The organism is Actinopolyspora alba, from assembly GCF_900112765.1.
GTDB classification, from domain to species: domain Bacteria; phylum Actinomycetota; class Actinomycetes; order Mycobacteriales; family Pseudonocardiaceae; genus Actinopolyspora; species Actinopolyspora alba.
The window spans coordinates 1-1,381 of record NZ_FOMZ01000037.1 but is presented as its reverse complement, the minus strand read 5'-3'; the positions used below and the strand labels follow the sequence as shown (position 1 = coordinate 1,381).

The following is a 1,381-nucleotide window of genomic DNA, read 5'->3' as shown; positions in this document are numbered from 1 at the left end:
CACCTCGCGCTCGTAGGTGGCCGTGAAGCGCTCGTCGGCCAGATACATCTCGGCCAACGAACGCTGCATCCCGTAGGAGCACTCGTAGAACCAGCGATGGCTCGGTGGACCATTCTGGCGAGCACACGAAAAAGACCCGGCCCCTCACGCTTACACGTGAGAGAACCGGGTGATATATGTCAAGGATACACTGGGTCGTACCGAAAACGCCAGGGGAGGCCAGGAAGCCGCCATCACCACGCTTTGGGTTTGGCGAACGACCCCACCGGATCCGGCAACTGGTGACGGTAGAAGTCCTCGGGGCGCAATCTGCGCCACCAGTGACCACCGACCCCCTCTCCTCGGCTGCCTCGTAGATCCCTGGCGGTGGGATTGGTACCGGGGTTGATCGTGGCCACGGGCACGTGCTCACGTGAGTGTCTCAGCGGAAGGTGCAGATCGGAATCGTTGGATATGACCATCGCGGCATCCACGCGTCCCGACAGCACGTCGATCAGCAAAGCAGAAGCAACGTTGACATCACTGCCCTTCTCCTCGAACGTCGAGATCGAGACGAGCACTTCCTCCGTACCATCGGGGCCGGTGACTTCCTCGCCAGGCAACCATTCCGGCCACTGCCCCGCACCGGGGGACCGAACACGCCGTTGTGATGCTCCGGAAGTTCCTTTGGCCACCAGCACCCCGGACTTGGTCCGAGGAACGTACTTGCCGTGGACGACTTCCAGTTCGGGAATGTGCTCGCGCAACGCGTTCACGTAGTTCTGCTGGTCCGCAAGAGAACTGGAATCGCCCGCACGCTCTCGTGGAGCCGAGCAGTACACCAACCGCTCCAGTCGTGCATCGGGCCACACATATGGATTGATCATCGACATCGCCAAAGAGGCGAGATCAAGCCACCGCCAGCCCGGAGTACCACGACCGCAGTGTCCCCGCGCTCCGTAGTACACATTGAACGCGTCGACATACACGCCTACCCGCAGCGGGGCAGGCCGCTCCGGGAAGGGGCACTCGAGCATCTCCGCCAGTCTAGCCAACTCACGAAGAGCCCCCACAGATGGATACTCCAGGTGATCATATGTAAGTCAACGGTATTCACAGCAGCACGACGTCATACCGCGAAGACGTTTCAGGCATACGGGCGTATGAACCGGCGAATCACGGTCGAGCGCACTGTCCAGATAGAAGTACGAGTACGCCAGGTAAAGCCACCGGAATCACCTCCTCGCATCGGACAGGCCCGAGTCACCGGCTCGGCGAACGAGTCACCCGTCGGCGCGCTCGGAGCACTCGGCGTTGGCCAGGATCGCGTCGTGCACGAACCGGGCACCACCGGTACCCACCTCGCGCTCGTAGGTGGCCGTGAAGCGCTCGTCGGCCAGAT

At 61.9% G+C, this 1,381-nt stretch carries 1 protein-coding gene and 1 pseudogene; both read right to left on the bottom strand.

Features of this window, described 5'->3' with window-relative positions:
* Window positions 1-84 (bottom strand): annotated as a pseudogene (locus BM150_RS25205) (TipAS antibiotic-recognition domain-containing protein); the annotation flags it as partial.
* A gap of 149 nt (window positions 85-233) precedes the next feature.
* Window positions 234-1,016, bottom strand: a complete 783-nt coding sequence (locus BM150_RS23530) for a PIN domain-containing protein (protein ID WP_217641911.1) — start codon at window positions 1,014-1,016, stop codon at window positions 234-236.
* Between the last annotated feature and the right edge of the window lie 365 nt (window positions 1,017-1,381).

Coding starts and splice junctions, on each gene's coding strand:
- BM150_RS23530 (WP_217641911.1), bottom strand. CDS start 1,016: ATGCTCGAGTGCCCCTTCCCGGAGCGGCCTGCCCCGCTGCGGGTAGGC.